Raw genomic sequence first — 18,133 nt, forward strand, 5'->3', positions numbered from 1 at the left:
TGTCTATGTATGACGTACAAAAAATCCGCGCAGATTTTCCGATCCTGTCACGTCAGGTCAACGGAAAGCCGCTGACTTATCTAGACAACGGGGCCTCCGCGCAGAAACCCCAGGTGGTGATCGACGCGATCACGCAGGCCTATGCGCACGAATATTCGAACGTGCATCGAGGGCTTCACTATCTGTCAAATCTCGCGACCGAGAAATATGAGGCCGTCCGTGGCACGGTTGCGCGGTTTCTGGGCGTATCAAACGAGAATGAGATTGTCCTGAATTCGGGTACGACCGAAGGAATCAATTTGGTCGCCTACGGTTGGGCAATGCCACGCCTGCAGGCGGGGGACGAGATTGTCCTCAGCGTGATGGAACATCACGCCAACATCGTGCCGTGGCACTTCCTGCGCGAACGGCAGGGCGTGGTGCTGAAATGGATCGACGTCGATGCGACCGGCCATCTTGACCCTCAGGCGGTAATCGACGCCATTGGCCCCAAGACAAAGCTGGTTGCGGTGACCCAGTGCTCGAACGTGCTGGGCTCTGTGGTTGATGTCAAAGCAATCACGCAAGCCGCCCACGTCAAAGGCGTTCCGGTTCTGGTGGATGGCAGCCAGGGCGCGGTTCATATGCCCGTCAATGTCGATGACATCGGATGTGACTTCTATGCCATCACGGGTCATAAACTGTACGGCCCATCCGGTTCTGGCGCAATTTTTATCAAATCGGACCGCATGGCTGAAATGCGCCCCTTTATTGGTGGCGGTGACATGATCAAAGAGGTTTCAAAAGATCAGGTGATCTACAACGATCCGCCAATGAAGTTCGAGGCCGGAACTCCCGGCATCGTGCAGACCATCGGGTTGGGTGTGGCGCTTGACTATATGATGGACCTTGGCATGGAGAGCATCGCATCGCATGAGGCCGGCTTGCGCGACTATGCGATGCAACGGTTGAATGGATTGAACTGGCTGCAGGTTCAAGGCACCACAGCGAACAAAGCCGCGATATTCAGCTTTACTTTGGATGGGGCAGGGCATGCCCATGATGTTTCAACCATTCTGGACAAAAAGGGTGTCGCCGTGCGCGCAGGCCACCACTGCGCCGGGCCGCTGATGGATCATTTGGGGGTCACTGCTACCTGTCGTGCCAGCTTTGGGCTTTATAACACGACGGATGAGGTCGACACCCTGATCGACGCGTTGGAGCTTGCCCACGATCTGTTTGCCTGATCGTACTGCGGATTTGCAGTTGCACCCGGATTGGAACGAGGGTAGCTAACGGCCAAGGCACCTGTAGCTCAGCTGGATAGAGCGCTGCCCTCCGAAGGCAGAGGCCAGAGGTTCGAATCCTCTCAGGTGCGCCATTTCACCCTTGCTAGTCGTCATATTACGCAGAACTGACGGTGCTCGAACCTGTTCTTTCCTGGCAAAGCAAAACCCCCGTCAGAACTATCTGATGGGGGTCGTGCAACAGCGAAAGATGAAATGCTCGATTAGCCGCGCCACGAGCGGATGACACCGCAATCCATGTGAACGAAATTCGAACGATAGTACTGTCCAACGCCACCGGCACGGCAGGCCATCGCTGCTTTGCCCATTTGCGAGACCGAGCGTGATGACAGTCGCAGATCAGCAGCCTGACCCTTCATATGAAGCGAATTCTTGGCAACACCCCGCGAGCGGCGGCGCAGCATTGCGTTGGTTTGCGGTGAGCGGTAGCCCGACAGCAGCATGTATGGCTCGCTGACATCCAGAAGGTTATGAGTGGCCGCCATGATGTCGATGGTCCTCAGGTCCACGGACTTGACTTGATCGCTGCGCCAGTCGCGCATGAAGTGGTTGACCTCTTTCACCGCGTCTTTGATGTATTTGCCATCAACCCAATAGACCATATCGATACGTTCACCGGTACGGCCGGAATACATGCGGATACGGCGAATATCACCTCCGCCGCGAAGGAAACCAGCTGCGTTGGAATATGTGGGGGCTGCAACAACTGCGGTTGCGGCGAATGCGCCCAATAGGGCACGCCGGGTCAGGCCCGAGGTACTGCTCTTGGTCATTTTTTGTTTCGTCCCGTACTGTTCCTGCCTGCACACGATGTTACGCGCGCCGTATTAATTTTTTCCCATCCCAGATGCGGGATTTATGGCACAGTAGGATTCAACAGCCAAGAAATCTTTGGTCGCAGTCAAATCAAGGCGGAAATTTCGGCAGTTTTTTGCGCAACTGATGCAAGTATGCTTACTTTTGGCGCAGTTCGCGCGTCGGCGATGCAAACGCGCACCAGGGGTCAAAGAAGCGGTCTGGTGATGAATTTGTGAATAGACATCAGGCGCTCAGCAAAACATTATTTTCAGACGCCGCTTATAGGGCGTGACAAGTCATTGAAGAAACAGGGCCATCCTATGTCATTTGTTACCCGTGCTCGTTCAAGTGTTTTTATCGCCGCTTTCCTTGTGGCTTCGGCCTCAGTCGCGCAGGCGGGGACGGATGGCACAGCGTTTCAAATGGCCGTTGCGGAAAGTGTGTCCAACAGCCCGGCAATTGCTGAGTTTTATCGCACAAACGGGTTTGATCCGGTTTGGGTTGGCGATACGCCCGAACATGCTGCACGACGCAAAGCCCTGATCGAAGCGCTTTCGACGACCGATCTGCATGGATTGCCTGGGGCACGTTACGACGTCCAGACTTTGAAGACAAAGATGCAGGACGCGCGCAACACCCGTGATCTGGGCATGCTCGAGGCCGAGCTGACTCGGGTTTTTGTCAAATATGCCAGAGACTTGCATTCCGGTTCTGTAACGCCTTCGCAGATTGATCCCGGCCTAGTGCGGGCGGTGGAACGACGCAGCGCCGCAGAGCATCTTGAACTGCTCGTTTCCAGCCAGGGTGATACCTATTTCAGGGATATGATGCCTCAATCGCGCCAGTATCTTGCGCTGTTGAAACAGAAGAAGGCGCTGGAAGCGCTGATGACACAAGGTGGCTGGGGCGAGACCGTTCCTGTCTCCAAGCTTGAGCTTGGGGACACAGGGAACAGTGTCATCAGGCTGCGCAATCGACTTGTCGCGATGGGTTATCTGAAGCCTACTGCCAGCCCAAACTATGATGATGCGCTGTTTGCGGCGGTGCAATCCTTTCAGGCTGCTCATGGTCTTGAGGCGGATGGCGTAGCTGGCAAAGGCACTATTTCCGAGATCAATCGCCCAGTTTCAGACCGCTTGAAAGCTGTTTACGTTGCGCTTGAACGGGAGCGCTGGTTACCCAAAGACCGTGGTGAGCGGCATATTCTGGTGAATCTGGCCGATTTTTCTGCCAAGATCGTCGATGACGGGCAGGTCACGTTTGAGACTCGTGCCGTGATCGGCAAAAACACACATGATCGCCGAAGCCCAGAGTTCTCGGATGAGATGGAGCATATGGTGATCAACCCAAGTTGGTATGTGCCACGCTCGATCATCACGAAGGAATATCTGCCGCAATTACGGGCCAATCCAAATGCTGTCGGCCATATCCAGATCACCGACCGCCGTGGCCGTCAGGTTAATCGTGGAGCGGTTGACTTTACCCAGTTCACTGCGCGTAATTTCCCGTTTTCCATGCGTCAGCCCCCCAGCAAAAGCAACGCACTGGGGCTGGTGAAGTTCATGTTCCCTAATAAGTACAACATCTATCTGCATGATACGCCTCAGAAATCTCTGTTCGCACGCGAGGTTCGGGCATTCTCGCATGGATGCATCCGTTTGGCGCAACCGTTCGAGTTTGCCTATAAGCTGCTGGCCAAGCAGGAAGAGGATCCAAAGGCGTTTTTCCACCGCGTGCTGAACACGGGCAAAGAAACGAAGGTTGAACTGGATAAAAAAATTCCGGTGCATCTGATTTATCGCACGGCCTATATTGGCCCCAAAGGCGAGGTGCAGTATCGCCGCGACGTGTATGACCGGGATCGCAAGATCTGGGAAGCGCTGCAAAAGGCAGGGGTGGTCCTGCCGGACGTTCAAGGGTAATCACGAGGCAAATCCCGCCACGAGGACGCCCGACATGCAGTTTACCGTTCAACAAATCGCCGATTCCCTGGGGGTCGTCGCAGAAGGCCAGACTGGCCTGACCATCTTGCGGGCAGCCGAGCCGGGAGATGCCGGGCCAACCGATCTGGCCATGGCGATGTCGCCAAAATATGCTGAAGCTTTGGAGACCGGTTCAGCACGGGCCGCGGTTTTGTGGGATGGCGCGGACTGGAAAGCACTGGGGCTTGAGGCCGCCATTTTTGTGCAACGCCCCCGCATGGCGATGGCAGGGATCACCGCGATGCTGGATCGCGGGCAGGGGATTGCGCCGGGAATTCATCCATCGGCTGTCATTGATGAAACCGCCGAGATCGGGGTCGACGTATCGGTCGGCCCGCTTGCTGTTATCGGTGCGCGCGCGCGCGTCGGCGCGGGTTCGGTTATCGGCGCGCATTGCGTGATCGGTATGGATGCGTCGCTTGGTGAAAACGCTCTGCTGCGCGAAATGGTCAGCATCGGTGCGCGGGCTCAAATCGGTGATCGCTTTATCGCGCAGCCGGGTGCCCGTATCGGCGGGGACGGTTTCAGCTATGTCACACCAGAAGTCTCGGGTGCCGAAAATGCGCGGAAAACTCTGGGTGATCAGGGGGGTGCAAAGGCGCAAAGCTGGTTGCGCATCCATTCGCTGGGTGCGGTCGAGATTGGCGATGACGTCGAGGTCGGCTCGAACTGCACTGTAGACAACGGGACCATACGCAATACTGTAATCGGAAGTGGATCGAAACTGGATAATCTTGTCCACGTGGGACACAACACCCGAGTCGGGCAGGATTGTTTGTTATGTGGTCAAACCGGCGTTTCTGGTTCGGTCGAGATTGGCAATAACGTGGTACTGGGTGGTCAGACTGGTGTTGTCGATAATATTTTCATCGGTGATGGCGTGATTGCCGGTGGCGGCACCAAGATTCTGTCAAATGTTCCTGCTGGTCGCGTGATCATGGGCTACCCGGGCATTAAAATGGAAAGCCATACCGAGATATATAAAGCCCAACGTCGTCTGCCCCGATTGTCGCGCGACGTCGAGGCGTTGAAAAAGGCTGTTTTCAAACAGCCTTCAAGTGATTAAATCATCCCCAAGGCGAAAATCAGGGGATCGAGATGAGCATCAGCGACCGCGTCATAGCAATCATTGCCGAACAGGCCGTGCTTGAGCCTTCGGATGTGACGCCCGACAGTACGCTCGAAGAATTGGGCATCGATAGCCTGGGTCTTGTTGAGAGTATCTTTGCCATCGAGGAAGAGTTCGATATCACCGTGCCCTTCAACGCAAACGAGCCCACATCCGGCGATTTCGACATTTCGAATGTGACAGCGATCATTGCGGGTATCGAAAAACTCGTGTCTGAAAAGGTCTGACCGCTGGTATGAAACGCGTCGTCATTACGGGTGCTGGCACCATTAACGCGTTGGGCCATTCCGTCCCCGACACTCTGGAAGCCATGCGCGAGGGTCGTTGTGGTATCTCCGAGCTTGAGTTTCGTGATGTGGGTCGCCTGTCGATCAAGATCGGCGGTCAAGTCCGGGGTTTTGAGGCCGAGGGCCGTTTCAACCGCCAACAGATGACGCTGTATGATCGGTTCACGCAGTTCACGTTAACCGCCGCCAAAGAAGCGATCGATCAATCCGGTATCGTATTCTCGGGTGACACAGCCGCGCGGTCGGGGGTGGTGCTGGGAACGGCCGGTGGTGGCGTCTCCACCTGGGATGACAACTACCGCTCGGTTTACGAGGATGGTAAAAATCGCGTGCATCCTTTTGTCGTGCCCAAGCTGATGAACAACGCGGCGGCCAGCCACGTTTCGATGGAGCACAACCTCAAAGGCCCTAGCTTTACAGTATCAACAGCGTGTGCGTCTTCGAACCATGCGATGGCGCAGGCATTTCAGATGGTGCGCAGCGGGGCAGCGCCCGCAATGGTGACCGGTGGCTCGGAGTCGATGCTGTGCTTTGGGGGCGTCAAGGCATGGGAAGGGCTTCGCGTCATGTCAAAAGATGCCTGTCGGCCCTTTAGCGCAAACCGAAACGGGATGGTGCAAGGCGAAGGTGCGGGTGTTTTTGTGTTCGAAGAATACGAACACGCGCGCGCGCGCGGAGCAGATATCCTGTGCGAGGTCGTGGGCTTTGCCATGTCCTCGGACGCGGCCGACATAGTTATGCCCAGCAAACAAGGGGCAGCACGGGCCATGGCCGGGGCGTTATCGGATGCACGGCTGAATGCAAGCGATGTGGGTTACATAAATGCCCATGGGACCGGCACGGCTGCAAATGACAAAACCGAATGTGCAGCCGTTGCTGGTGTGTTTGGTCCACACGCCGACGATCTGATGATTTCGTCAACAAAGTCCATGCACGGACACCTGATCGGCGGTACCGGCGCAGTTGAGCTATTAGCCTGTATCATGGCCCTGCGCGACGGGGTGATCGCCCCGACCATTGGCTATGAAGAGCCCGACCCCGAATGCGCGCTGGATGTGGTGCCAAACGAGTCGCGTGAGGCGAAAGTTAATGTCGCCCTTAGCAATGCTTTCGCCTTTGGTGGGCTGAACGCCGTTCTTGCGTTGAAGCGTATATGAAGAAACCGCCGTGTTATCACGGCGGCTTTCTTATTCGATGTTTTTGCGGGGCTTAGTTTATGGAAACATTCAGCCCGTCAAAGCCTGCTGTGAAGCCAGACAAAGACATGTCCATATTCAGAACCTGATCTGGCAGGCGCGCAGGAACCAGCGACAGCACCGCCTTTTGGCCTGATTTCATCGCGTCGATATCACCCTGAGTCAAACCCAGTTGCGCCACGCAGCCAACCGGAATGCAGTGGTGATAATTGTAAAGCTTGCGCGGTGCCCCATCGATCGACATAGCCAATTGCGCCTGCAGCAGGGTTTCGAGCGGTACAACGACATTCGCCCAAGCAACAGCGGCACCGCCTTCGGGCAGTTTTCCGATCGAAACTTCGGCAATCGGATCACCCTGTTGGTTATTGAGGATCTGAACCATCGCGCAGGGATCGTCTTCGCCTTCGGTTTTGATGCAGGAAATATTCCATTCACCCGTTTGTTCTTTGACGTATTGCTCGCCAACACGGGGACCGGATTCACCCAGATCCAGATCGCTGCCAACTTCGGCTTCAGCACCGGCTTCAGGTTGCTGTGTGGTTTCCTGCGCAAATGCTGTTCCGCATAACAGTGCTGCGGCCGCCACATTAAAAGGGACAAGTTTCCTGATCATGAATGCCTCATCTAACTGATCCAGTTTTTTGTTTCCTCTATCACCGCAATTCAGTGGTGTCAGGGTAAATCCGAATTCCAGACCGGGAATTGATCGTTTTTTGCCGAAATGCGTGGGAAACACCGCGATCTGCAACGAAAAAGGGAGCCGGTGGAGCGGCTCCCTTCCTGAATATTTTCTCCCCGTCGGACTGGCCGACTTAGTTATGCGCAGACGTTACGAAAGGGGAACCCGTTGGTCAACTCCTAACCCTAAAAAACTATTCTTGCGTCTTTCGGTTTTCGTAGAAATTAAAAAAAAAGCCGTGCCCAAAGGCACGGCCAGTCGACAGGGAGGAAGTTTGCCCCCGCAGCCAGGCCACGAGAAGCAACATTTACTCTCGCAGCGAAAGGTTAACTTTGTATGCTTGCAGCAGATCGGTAGAATTCGGGACAGATTTTCAATGGACAACAAGATCTTCGTAGGCGGTGGTGGCGACGGCTATTCAGTGGCACAGGGGCTGTCGCTTAAATATGCGAACCGCCATGGCCTGATTGCCGGTGCGACCGGTACGGGCAAAACGGTTACGCTGCAAATTCTGGCTGAAGGCTTCTCACAGGCGGGGGTTCCAGTGTTTCTGGCCGATGTGAAAGGTGACTTGTCGGGGCTGGCGCTGCCTGGAAGCGAAACCCACAAATTACACCAGGCTTTTTTGGATCGGGCCGCGAAGATCGGGTTCGGCACATTCTCTTACGCCGCGTGTCCAGTCACGTTCTGGGATCTGTTTGGCGAGCAAGGGCATCCGGTCCGAACCACCGTAACCGAGATGGGCCCACTGCTGCTATCGCGATTGATGGAACTGAGTGAGGCGCAGGAAGGCATTCTGAACATCGCCTTTCGGGTCGCAGACGAAGAAGGCATGCCGCTGCTTGACCTGAAAGACCTGCAGGCATTGCTGGTCTGGATAGGCGAGAATCGCGCCCAACTATCGCTGCGCTATGGCAATGTCTCGACATCTTCGATCGGTGCTATTCAACGCCGCTTGCTGGTTCTGGAAAATCAGGGCGGTACCAATCTATTTGGCGAGCCTGCGTTGGACCTGGCCGACCTGATGCGGACAGATGCGAACGGGCAGGGGATGGTGAACATTCTGGCCTCTGACAAGCTGATGGGCTCTCCGCGCCTATACGCGACTTTCCTGTTGTGGCTGCTTAGCGAATTGTTTGAAGAACTGCCCGAAGTGGGGGACCCTGAAAAACCGAAGCTGGTGTTCTTCTTTGACGAAGCGCACTTGCTGTTCGAGGACGCCCCCAAGGTGCTGGTGGACAAGGTCGAGCAGGTGGCGCGCCTGATCCGATCAAAGGGCGTTGGCGTTTATTTCATCACGCAGAATCCGGCGGACATCCCGGAAGATATTCTGGGTCAGCTGGGCAACCGGGTCCAACATGCGCTGCGGGCCTTCACCGCGCGCGACCGCAAGAATCTGCGACTTGCTGCTGAGACCTATCGTGAAAACCCAGCTTTCGATACTGAGACCGCAATCCGAGAGGTGGGCGTGGGCGAGGCCGTGACCTCGATGTTGCAAAAGAAAGGTGTTCCGGGCGTGGTCGAGCGCACTTTGATCCGGCCACCGGGCTCTCAACTTGGTCCGATTACCAAAGCTGAGCGTCAGTCGGTGATCAAAGCTTCGCCGATGGATGCAAAATACGGCAAGCGTATCGACCGCAAATCGGCGTTTGAGATTCTGCAGGCGCGCGCGGATGCCGCTGCGAATGCGGCGGAACAGGCGGAATCCGACGAAGTTCTGGAACAGCAGAGCCCGACAGAACGCGAATACGCCTCGGCCCGAAGGTATTCGGGCAACCGCGTTGGGCGATCGTCATCTCGTCTTTCGCGCAAAAAGGATACCTTCGCCACGGCCTTGAGCGAGGCCGTGATCAAAGAGCTGAAAGGAACAACTGGCCGCCGCATCGTCAGGGGCATTCTGGGCGGCTTGTTCCGCAATCGCTAGAAGCCGGAGTGCGGCGCGCGCCGAACCAGTCGCGCGCCCATATTGTTATCGATTAAGCCGGCGCAGGCCTTCCTGTCTGCAATAATTATCCGCCTCGGGCACCGACATTTTGGTGGCCGGAAAATCGATTGCGCGGTCCCAGGTGACGCGGTCCTGGCGGTAAAGCTGACAGGTCACAACACCTTTGGGCGTCTGGACCTTGACCGGGGTGGTCTCTAATTGTTCGGGTGAGGGAATACACGCTGATAGCGTTGCCATCAGCGGGATCCCGATTGCGAAAACTCTGAGTGGTTTAATCATTGCGACTACGGTGCTCTCATCTTGGTTAACTGTCAGATCGTTACAACTCCGCACCAAACAAACATGGTATGGGGCACAGCGTGATGTGGTGGATCACGATACACTGATTTAGAGCGTTCTGACTCGCCGCACAATAAAACGCACCGATTAACGGTGCGTTAGGGGAATTTCGCAGGAAATTTTGCTTATTTCTCGGGGATCAGCCCTCTTGGACTGAATCTGAGAACAATCAAAAGAATCAGCCCCATGGTGAACAGGCGCATATGTGCGGCGCTATCGATCAGATGCGTCTTAAGTGCGCTGCCGTCAGGCATACCTGAGGTTATCAGGTTCATAAGCCACAGGCCCATGGGTTCAACCTGAACCCACAGGAACCAGATCAGGAACGCTCCCAGTACGGCTCCGAAATTGTTGCCCGACCCGCCGACGATCACCATGACCCAGACAAGGAAGGTAAAGCGAAGCGGGTTGTAAGTGCCCGGCGTCAGCTGCCCGTCCAAAGTGGTCATCATCGCACCGGCGATGCCGCAGATGGCTGAGCCCAGAACAAAGATCTGTAGATGGCGACGGGTGACGTCCTTGCCCATCGCCTCGGCGGCGACCTCGTTGTCGCGGATGGCGCGCATCATGCGGCCCCAAGGGCTTTTCAACGCCATCTGAGCCATCCACAGCAGCACCAGGAGCACGAACAGGAACAGCAAAGAGTAGCCCAGCTTGACGGAAAGCGTCGAGGCAGTAACCGGATCCAGCCCGAACCACTCGGCCCGTGCAAGGAAAGTTGGGTCTTGCTGCAATTCAACTTCGTAGCCAACCACCGGTGAGGGGCGTGGAATGCCGTAGACGTTCTTGACCCCACGTGCCAGCCAGTCCTCGTTTTTCATGACGGCGATGATGATCTCGGCGATACCAAGTGTGGCGATTGCCAAATAGTCCGAGCGCAGGCCCAGCGCTGTTTTTCCGATCAGCCATGCTGCGCCCGCCGCCAAAAGTCCCCCGGCAGGCCAAGCGAATAGGACAGGAAGGTTCAAACCGCCGATATTACCAGCGACAGCAGGATCAATCGCTTCGATCGCAGCTACGTTGGGATCAAAAATTGCGCGGTAAACAAAAAAACCTACGACCAGAATACCGATGATCGCAAAGGTTTGTGTGCGTCCCTTGGGCATTTTTTGGGCCACCATCACAGCTGCAACCACGGTTGCCGCACCCATCAAAAGCGACAGGATGACGCCATACCCGCCACCAGACCAGGCGCCGGGGGTTGGGGGTGTCGAAACCAGCACAACCGCTAGCCCGCCCAGCGCGACAAAGCCCATGACACCAACGTTGAAGAGGCCAGCAAAGCCCCATTGCAGGTTGACGCCAATCGACATGATGGCCGAGATCAAGCCCATGTTCAGGATCAGGATTGCGGCGTTCCAGCTTTGGGTGAATCCGGTCAACAGGATGAGTGCGCCGACGACCACAAAAAGCAGCGTGTTTTTGACGGGCTCGCTCATATCACTTTTCCTTTGAACAAGCCGGTTGGCTTAAACAGAAGTACGATCAGCAAAATGGCAAAGCTGACAGCGAATTTGTAATCGGTGGACAGGAACTGCACCAAACCTGACGGCTCCAGATTTTCAGGTGCCAGATAAGTCAGCACTTTCTTCCACGCGTAGGTGATCGTCACCTCAGAAAACGCGATGATGAAACCGCCTGCGATGGCTCCCAGAGGGTTTCCGAGGCCACCCACGATAGCCGAGGCAAAGATCGGCAGCAAAAGCTGGAAATAGACAAATGGCTTGAAGCTTTTGTCGAGGCCGTAAAGCACGCCCGCAGTGGTCGCCAGCGCGGCAACGATGATCCATGTGATCATCACCACGCGCTCGGGGTTGATACCGGACAGCAACGCAAGATCCTCATTGTCAGAATAGGCCCGCATTGATTTGCCGGTGCGCGTTTTGTTCAGGAACCAGAACAACAGCGCCACGGCGACAACCGCCACGATCACCGTGATGCCCTGGGAGGTCTTGATTGCCAGCCCCTCACGCAGCCCAGTCATCGCCTTGAAATCTCGCGCCGAGACGATGAAACGCGCTCCGTCCGAGAACCTTTGGTCATCCGGACCGATGATGAAACGAACCAGCCCGTTCATGATGAACATCACACCCATCGAGACGATCACCAGAATGACCGGTTTGGCCTTCTGTTCCCGATAGAAGCGATAGACCAACCGGTCGGTGATCAGCACCAGAACGATACAGCCCAGAATGGCAAAGGGCAGGGCGAGCAGAGCCGTTGGCAACGGCCCGAAACTGACGCCTGCGGCTTGCAGGCCCCAAGTGACCAGCACCGCGATCATCGCGCCAAAGGCCATCGTATCGCCATGGGCAAAGTTCGAAAACCGCAGGATGCCGTAAATCAGCGTCACCCCCAAAGCGCCCAGCGCCAACTGACTGCCATAGGCGATTGCGGGAACAAGAACGAAGTTGGAGAGCGCCACAAGGGCGTTGAGGAAGTCCATTAGTTCGTTACCTCATTTTCCAAGTTCGTACGTCTTTTTGACCTGATTTCAGAGTGATCAAACACGAGAGTAGCTGTCACTGGCGTCATCCCCCCAAGAAACTCTTGCGAACTTCTGGATCGGCCAACAGCTCCTTGCCTGTCCCGGTATAGGCATTGCGACCCTGGACCAGTACATATCCCTTGTCCGCAATCTCCAGCGCCTGACGGGCATTCTGTTCGACCATCAGGATCGGTAACCCGGTGCGCGAGACCTCGATGATCCGGTCGAACAGCTCATCCATCACGATTGGTGAGACACCGGCGGTGGGTTCGTCCAGCATCAACACCTTGGGCTGGGTCATTAGCGCACGGCCCACGGCGACCTGTTGACGTTGACCACCTGACAGCTCTCCGGCGGCCTGATTGCGTTTGTCGCGGAGAATGGGGAAGAGGTCATAGACCTGTTCCATCGTCTGGCTGATGTCGTCGCGCCGGATGAAAGCACCCATCTCTAGGTTCTCTTCCACTGTCATCGACGTAAAAATGTTCGAGGTCTGCGGGACAAAGCCCATGCCGCGTACCACGCGGTCTTGCGGGCTGAGATTGGTGATATCTTCGCCATCCAGCCGCACAGACCCTTGGCGTACGTCCAGCATACCAAACACAGCCTTCATTGCGGTGGATTTGCCCGCGCCGTTGGGGCCGACGATCACCGCGATCTCGCCCTTGTCAACGGCGATGGTGCAGTCATGCAGGATGTCCGGCCCTTTGCCATAGCCACCAGTCATGGTGTCGCCAATCAGGAAAGGACCGCCCTCGACCCGATGCGTTTCACCGCTTTTGCGATGTGCTGGAGTCATGGTGCCGACGCCATGCGTATTGGTGATCGAGGCGTCCTTGTTGCCCTTGTCGTCCTGGTAGGGGTTGTCGCTCATGCGCCCGCCTCCAGCTTGTCTTTGTTCTTAAGGCCGGTGCCTAGGTAGGCTTCGATCACGTGTTCATTGGCCTTGATCTCGTCCAGAGTGCCTTCGGCCAGCACCTTTCCCTCGGCCATACAGATGACCGGGTCGCAAATCTTGCCGATGAAATCCATGTCGTGCTCGATAACGACGAAGGTATAGCCGCGCTCCTTGTTCAGGCGCAGGATCGTGTCGGCGATGGTCATCAGCAGGGTGCGGTTCACACCAGCGCCGACCTCGTCCAAAAACACGATCTTGGCATCGACCATCATGGTTCGGCCAAGTTCCAGCAGCTTCTTCTGACCGCCCGAGACCTGACCGGCCTTGTGATCGGCCAGATGTTCGATTGTCAGGAACTCCAGCACCTCATCGGCTTTCGCCCTAAGTGCGCGTTCCTCATCCGCGATACGCTTACGCCCGAACCATGTGTTCCACAGCGATTCCCCGGATTGTGCGCCGGGCACCATCATCAGGTTTTCACGGCAACTCATCGACGAAAACTCATGCGCGATCTGGAAGGTGCGCAGCAGGCCCTTATGAAACAGCTCGTGCGGGGGCAGGCCAGTGATATCCTCACCGTCCATGTGTACCTTACCGCTGGTCGGTGGAAGTACGCCCGCGATCACGTTGAATAGCGTGGTTTTTCCGGCCCCGTTCGGTCCGATCAGACCGGTGATCGAGCCCTTTTGGATTTCCAGCGATGCCCCGTCCACCGCATGAAACCCGCCGAAATGCTTGTGCACGTCATCGACGACGATCATCTTTTCCCCTAGCCGCCGTTTTCGGCGTTTTTACCATCCCCGTTAACCGGAGTGCGGCCTTTTTTCATTGAAACAGCCCGGACACAAGGGCCGGGCTGCTTGTTTTTATGACTTTTAACCTTGGATCAACGGAAGTTGACGGTCTTGTTTTCGCCGTCGGTCACCTCGATCTCGCGATAGGAACCTGCGCTTTCACCAGGGCCGATCAGCTCAACGCCCGATGCGCCGACATAATCGATGTCCTGACCGGCAGCCAACAGCTCCAGACCTTTAGCCAGTTCTCCGGGGAAGATTTGCTCACCCGGAGCATTGGCGACATCCATGATTTTCGCGCCGTATTCAGCGGGGTTGGTCGAACCTGCGGCCTGCATCGCCAGCATGAACAGCGCGGCGGCGTCATAGCTTTCCGGCGAGTAGGGCGACGAACCGTCAAAGCCCGCAGCTTCAGCCATGGCAAAGTACTTCTCGGCACCTTCACCGCCCGAGCCAGCGATCTGACCGAACGAGCCGTTCAGGTCGGGGCCAACGTTTGCCGGCAGCGAGTCACCGATCATGCCGCCCGGCAGACCGAACGTGTCAAACGCTCCGCTGTCCAGAGCCGACTGGATGATGCCCAAACCACCTTGGTCCAGATATCCTGCGACCACGAGAATATCGCCACCGGCCGAGGCCAGCGCGCCAACTTCGGCCGAATAGTCGGCCTTGCCGTCTTCGTGCGCGGCAACGATGGTGACTTCGCCGCCCGAAGCCTCGAACGAGGACTGGATCGCGTCCGCCAGACCCTTGCCATAGTCGTTGTTGGTGTAGGTCAGCGCGATCGAGCTGATGCCACGATCGTTCAGGATGTCAGCCATCACCTGACCTTCACGCGCATCCGACGGGGCGGTGCGGAAGAACAGGCCGTTGTCTTCCATGGTCGACAGACCCGGAGACGTGGCCGACGGCGAGATCATGACCATGCCGTTCGGGATCGCGACGTTCTGCAGGATCGCGCCAGTGACGCCCGAGCAGTCGCCGCCGATGATACCGGCGACGCCATCGGCGATCATACGTTCGCCGTTCGATGTGGCCAGACCATTGTCGATACAGCCGGTATCGGCGCGGGTTCCGGTCACGCTTGCGCCGTCCAGCAGTTTGCCGGATTCGGTGACCTCGGCCATCGCCATTTCTGCGCCCGAACCCATGGCCGGGGCCAGCGATTCAATCGGGCCTGTAAAGCCGAACAGCACGCCCAGTTTCACGTCCTCGGCCATAGCGGTACCCGCCAGCAGAGCGGTTGCTGCAGTAGCGGTAAGCAGCTTTTTCATTAGGTTACTCCCTATTTATCGTTTGAACGTCGTCGTTCTGGGCATGACCCTAGGCAAGCTGTCCGAAAAAGAAAAGTCCTAACAAAAAAGTGCTTTTGAAAGCAGCAATCCTATCTGTTTTGTTAGGCTAGGTCAGTTTGTTGCGGTGCACCACTAGGGATTGGGTCGATATGATCAGGACTTTTGCGATTCTCATTCTGTCGTGCTGGTCGATTGCAGGCTGGTCCGATGTCATCAACACAACCGGCGGGCCGGTTCAGGTTACTCAGGTGGTCAGAGGCCTTGATACACCTTGGGCGATTGGCATTCTTCCGGATGGCAGCTTTGTTGTCACTGAGCGAGATGGCGAGCTTTTGTACGTTGCCGGAGGTGAGGCGAAGCGCATCAAGGGTCTGCCAAAAGTGGTCGCGAACGGGCAGGGCGGTTTGCTAGATGTCACCATCGCGCGTGACTTCAATCGGACCCGCGAGCTTTTTCTGACTTTCTCCAAATCGCAACGAGGCGGTGCAGGCACCGCTGTCGCTGTCGCTCGTTTATCGGAGAACGGAGAACGTCTGACCAATCTGCGTGTGATATTCGAGGCCTCTCCCGGTGGCTCCGGCGGGCGCCACTTTGGTTCTCGTGTCGTTGAAGCGAATGATGGCACGTTGTTCGTCACTATCGGTGACCGAGGTGATCGCCCGGCTGCGCAGGATCGGACGAACCACATGGGTACGGTCATTCGGATCAACCGTGATGGTTCAGTTCCCAGTGATAACCCGTTTGTGGGCAATCCCGGTGTCCGCCCCGAGATCTGGTCGTTTGGTCACAGAAACCCTCAGGGTGCCAATTTGGATCTGCAGGGTCGGCTTTGGATTTCGGAACACGGGGCAAAAGGCGGGGATGAGGTTAATCTGATCAGACCCGGTGCCAATTATGGCTGGCCAGTGATTTCATATGGCGTTCATTATTCGGGTCAGAAGATCGGTGAAGGCACGTCGAAGCAAGGAATGGAACAGCCCGAGTATTATTGGGATCCTTCCATCGCACCCTCTGGCTTGATGGTCTATTCCGGGAAACTTTGGCCGGAATGGAAGGGGAATCTATTCGTTGGCTCTTTGAAATTCGACTACATTGCACGTTTGGCGGGCGATCCACTGCGTGAGGTTGAGCAGATCGAAGGCCCCGAGACCGAACGTGTTCGCGACATCGCCGAAGCACCAGATGGGTCGATCTGGTTCATTTCCGTCGGGCAAGGCGCGGTTTACCGAATGACGCCCCTCTGACGGTATTAAACGGGGTTAGGGCGTTTGCTTCTATGCCATTCGGTCACGGTGTATCTGTTCCGGGCTTCAGGGTGATGAGGAGATTTGAATGAGTGATTTTGTAATCGAGCTTTGTGAAACAATGCCGCCAAAGCGCGAACTGAATACGATTCTGGCACAGTATTACGCGCTTATCGTGCAACGAATGCAGGATATGGGCTTTGAGATTGATCCAGCAGCCCCCGAAAGCGCATTGGCGGAGTTTTGGGCGCATACAGAGGATTACCTACCCCCGAATGGATGTCTTGTGGTGGCGCGAAACGATGCCGGAGACATCATTGGATGTGGGATGCTGAAACGATTTGATCACCAAACCGGAGAACTTAAGCGGGTTTTTGTAACCGAGGAGGCACGGGGGACCGGTGCCGGGCGTGCTTTGATCGAAGCCCGGGAACAGGCCGCGCGTGATATGGGTTTGAAACGCCTCATCGCCGATACGCTTACACCGAATGTCGAAATGCGCGACCTGTACCCCAAACTTGGTTTTGTTGAACTGGACTCACCAATCGAAACCACGACCTATCTGGATCAACCGATGTTACGGCCGCACCTGCACTACTTTGCGAAAGATTTGTAAGGTTTCCCTGCGGCTTTGGATTAAACAGACAACCGACCGCTCTGTGCACCGCGTTCGCGATAAGGCGTGGTGTTGTAATGCGCCCGGTAGCATTTGGAGAAATGCGACGGGCTGGCAAAGCCGCAAGCCAGCGCCACATTGATGACGCTCATATCGGTCTGCATCAGCAAGTTCCGCGCTTTATGCAGGCGCAGTTCCATGTAGTAGCGCTTGGGCGAGCGGCTGAGATAGCGGCGGAACAGACGTTCTAGCTGGCGCGTCGACATGCCTACGTCCTTGGCTAGAATAGAAGGCGAGATTGGCTCTTCTATGTTCTTTTCCATCATCAGGATAACCTGACTGAGCTTGGGGTGGCGTACGCCGATCCGTGTAGGGGTCGACAAACGTTGCGTGTCCTGATCCGTACGTATCGAAGAATAGATCATCTGATCAGCGACCGCGTTGGCCAGATCTTCTCCGTAATCTTCGGCAATCAGCTTGAGCATCAGGTCAATCGAGGATGTGCCGCCAGCAGTTGTCATTCGGTTGCCATCAACCAAAAACACCGACTTGGTCAGCTCTACTGTGTCGAATTCTTCGGCAAAACTGTCTGAGTTTTCCCAATGGATCGTTGCGCGCTTGCCTTCCAGCAAACCGGCTTTGGCCAGCGTATAGGCCGCGGTGCAAAGACCGCCGATTTTCAACCCTTTACGCGCTTCGCGCCGTACCCAGTTCAGAATGCGCTTGGTGGTTGCCGCTTGTACATCGACCCCCCCGCAGATCAGGACGACGTCGTCACGCTGCAATTCGGTCAGATCAGAATCAAGATTGAAAGAAGTTCCGGCTGAACAAGTCACTGTTTCACCGCCTTCGCCCGTCAAGGTCCAGGTATAAAGCTCTCGGTTGGCCATTCGATTGGCGATCCGTAGACTGTCCAAAGCCGAAGCGAATGACAGAAGGGAAAACTTGTCCAAAAGCACAAATACAAAGTTATGCGGCTTGCCTGTGCTATGATCCACAGTGACAACTTGGCGTTGCTCTTGCATGGCGAACTGTCCTTGATTCGGCGCGCACCGGGATTTCCACGGTGGCGGATATGCCAGTCACCATGCTCAAAGCTTGATTATGGCGTCAAGAGGCGCAAAAGGGATATGGCCTCTCATTCATGCATTTTGTAT

Annotated in this window: 17 protein-coding genes and 1 tRNA gene; 9 read left to right on the forward strand and 9 right to left on the reverse strand. The window is 56.0% G+C overall.

The window, feature by feature from the left end:
* Positions 1-5: 5 nt before the first annotated feature.
* The gene (locus tag ACR0NM_RS05205) at positions 6-1,226 is read left to right on the forward strand and encodes a cysteine desulfurase (protein WP_170562686.1); all 1,221 of its coding nucleotides are present in this window, start codon (positions 6-8) and stop codon (positions 1,224-1,226) included.
* 57 nt (positions 1,227-1,283) lie between these two features.
* A tRNA-Arg gene (locus tag ACR0NM_RS05210) sits at positions 1,284-1,360 on the forward strand.
* A gap of 129 nt (positions 1,361-1,489) precedes the next feature.
* Here ACR0NM_RS05210 and mepK read toward each other — a convergent pair.
* Positions 1,490-2,059 (reverse strand): peptidoglycan L,D-endopeptidase MepK, encoded by a 570-nt coding sequence (gene mepK / locus ACR0NM_RS05215; protein ID WP_170393040.1) that lies wholly within the window; start codon positions 2,057-2,059, stop codon positions 1,490-1,492.
* A gap of 345 nt (positions 2,060-2,404) precedes the next feature.
* Between mepK and ACR0NM_RS05220 the strand changes: the two genes are divergently transcribed.
* The 4 genes from ACR0NM_RS05220 to ACR0NM_RS05235 are packed head-to-tail and all read left to right on the forward strand — an operon-like array spanning position 2,405 to position 6,639.
* Positions 2,405-4,006, forward strand: coding sequence for a L,D-transpeptidase family protein (locus tag ACR0NM_RS05220; RefSeq protein WP_223118031.1), 1,602 nt, complete (start codon positions 2,405-2,407; stop codon positions 4,004-4,006).
* A gap of 34 nt (positions 4,007-4,040) precedes the next feature.
* The gene (gene lpxD / locus ACR0NM_RS05225) at positions 4,041-5,132 is read left to right on the forward strand and encodes a UDP-3-O-(3-hydroxymyristoyl)glucosamine N-acyltransferase (RefSeq protein ID WP_480613526.1); all 1,092 of its coding nucleotides are present in this window, start codon (positions 4,041-4,043) and stop codon (positions 5,130-5,132) included.
* Between the two features lie 32 nt (positions 5,133-5,164).
* Positions 5,165-5,422, forward strand: a complete 258-nt coding sequence (locus ACR0NM_RS05230) for an acyl carrier protein (protein WP_170393043.1) — start codon at positions 5,165-5,167, stop codon at positions 5,420-5,422.
* A gap of 8 nt (positions 5,423-5,430) precedes the next feature.
* The gene (locus ACR0NM_RS05235; RefSeq protein WP_170625892.1) at positions 5,431-6,639 is read left to right on the forward strand and encodes a beta-ketoacyl-[acyl-carrier-protein] synthase family protein; all 1,209 of its coding nucleotides are present in this window, start codon (positions 5,431-5,433) and stop codon (positions 6,637-6,639) included.
* A gap of 52 nt (positions 6,640-6,691) precedes the next feature.
* On the opposite strand, the gene ACR0NM_RS05240 is transcribed toward ACR0NM_RS05235, so the two are convergent.
* The gene (locus ACR0NM_RS05240; protein ID WP_170393045.1) at positions 6,692-7,291 is read right to left on the reverse strand and encodes an invasion associated locus B family protein; all 600 of its coding nucleotides are present in this window, start codon (positions 7,289-7,291) and stop codon (positions 6,692-6,694) included.
* A 442-nt stretch (positions 7,292-7,733) separates the two neighbouring features.
* Here ACR0NM_RS05240 and ACR0NM_RS05245 point away from each other — a divergent pair, with 442 nt between their 5' ends.
* Complete coding sequence (locus ACR0NM_RS05245) at positions 7,734-9,281, forward strand: helicase HerA-like domain-containing protein (protein WP_480613528.1); 1,548 nt, start codon at positions 7,734-7,736, stop codon at positions 9,279-9,281.
* 45 nt (positions 9,282-9,326) lie between these two features.
* On the opposite strand, the gene ACR0NM_RS05250 is transcribed toward ACR0NM_RS05245, so the two are convergent.
* The 6 genes from ACR0NM_RS05250 to ACR0NM_RS05275 all read right to left on the reverse strand — a co-directional run bounded on the left by ACR0NM_RS05250 (position 9,327) and on the right by ACR0NM_RS05275 (position 15,095).
* Positions 9,327-9,539, reverse strand: a complete 213-nt coding sequence (locus ACR0NM_RS05250; RefSeq protein ID WP_480438555.1) for a hypothetical protein — start codon at positions 9,537-9,539, stop codon at positions 9,327-9,329.
* 227 nt (positions 9,540-9,766) lie between these two features.
* On the reverse strand, positions 9,767-11,080 hold the full coding sequence (locus ACR0NM_RS05255) for a branched-chain amino acid ABC transporter permease (RefSeq protein ID WP_223118035.1): 1,314 nt from the start codon (positions 11,078-11,080) through the stop codon (positions 9,767-9,769).
* Entirely contained in the window at positions 11,077-12,087 is a 1,011-nt protein-coding gene (locus ACR0NM_RS05260) for a branched-chain amino acid ABC transporter permease (RefSeq protein WP_170393049.1), read from the reverse strand. The genes ACR0NM_RS05255 and ACR0NM_RS05260 overlap by 4 nt, the downstream gene beginning before the upstream one ends.
* Before the next feature lie 85 nt (positions 12,088-12,172).
* Positions 12,173-13,003: an ABC transporter ATP-binding protein gene (locus tag ACR0NM_RS05265; RefSeq protein ID WP_170393050.1), complete on the reverse strand. Its 831-nt coding sequence runs from the start codon at positions 13,001-13,003 to the stop codon at positions 12,173-12,175.
* Positions 13,000-13,788 (reverse strand): ABC transporter ATP-binding protein, encoded by a 789-nt coding sequence (locus ACR0NM_RS05270; RefSeq protein WP_170393051.1) that lies wholly within the window; start codon positions 13,786-13,788, stop codon positions 13,000-13,002. The genes ACR0NM_RS05265 and ACR0NM_RS05270 overlap by 4 nt, the downstream gene beginning before the upstream one ends.
* Positions 13,789-13,913: 125 nt before the next feature.
* Complete coding sequence (locus ACR0NM_RS05275) at positions 13,914-15,095, reverse strand: ABC transporter substrate-binding protein (RefSeq protein ID WP_170393052.1); 1,182 nt, start codon at positions 15,093-15,095, stop codon at positions 13,914-13,916.
* 170 nt (positions 15,096-15,265) lie between these two features.
* On the opposite strand from ACR0NM_RS05275, the gene ACR0NM_RS05280 reads away from it, so the two are divergent.
* On the forward strand, positions 15,266-16,360 hold the full coding sequence (locus tag ACR0NM_RS05280) for a PQQ-dependent sugar dehydrogenase (protein ID WP_480613530.1): 1,095 nt from the start codon (positions 15,266-15,268) through the stop codon (positions 16,358-16,360).
* Positions 16,361-16,448: 88 nt separating this feature from the next.
* On the forward strand, positions 16,449-16,976 hold the full coding sequence (locus ACR0NM_RS05285; protein WP_170562711.1) for a GNAT family N-acetyltransferase: 528 nt from the start codon (positions 16,449-16,451) through the stop codon (positions 16,974-16,976).
* Between the two features lie 20 nt (positions 16,977-16,996).
* On the opposite strand, the gene ACR0NM_RS05290 is transcribed toward ACR0NM_RS05285, so the two are convergent.
* The gene (locus tag ACR0NM_RS05290) at positions 16,997-18,001 is read right to left on the reverse strand and encodes a GlxA family transcriptional regulator (protein ID WP_170393055.1); all 1,005 of its coding nucleotides are present in this window, start codon (positions 17,999-18,001) and stop codon (positions 16,997-16,999) included.
* Positions 18,002-18,133 lie beyond the last annotated feature (132 nt).

The organism is Ruegeria sp. AF2, assembly GCF_056542025.1.